This is a genomic window from Streptomyces sp. NRRL F-2664 (assembly GCF_000719345.1).
In the GTDB taxonomy this organism is placed as follows: Bacteria; Actinomycetota; Actinomycetes; order Streptomycetales; family Streptomycetaceae; genus Streptomyces.
Genome location: NZ_JOFX01000643.1, coordinates 1 through 214, shown reverse-complemented (window position 1 = coordinate 214; position 214 = coordinate 1). Strand labels below are relative to the sequence as shown.

At 69.6% G+C, this 214-nt stretch carries 1 protein-coding gene; it reads left to right on the top strand.

The features are described from left to right. Positions 1 to 40 precede the first annotated feature (40 nt). On the top strand, positions 41 to 214 hold a 174-nt coding region (locus IF89_RS44355), incomplete at its 3' end, for a transposase (protein WP_158718197.1).

Here is a 214-nt window from a genome sequence, read left to right as displayed (position 1 = left end):
TCTCCGGACAGGGGTGGGGTGTTGAGGGCAGGCTCGTCGTATGGGCCGTGGGGATCTGACGAATGCGGAGTGGGAACGGCTGGAGTCGTTCTTGCCTCGCGGTGGTGCACGCGGGGGCCGGTGGAGTGATCACCGCCGGGTCGTCAACGGGGTGCTCTACCGCGTGCGGACCGGTGTCCAGTGGCGGGACCTGCCGGAGCGGTTCGGTCCGTGG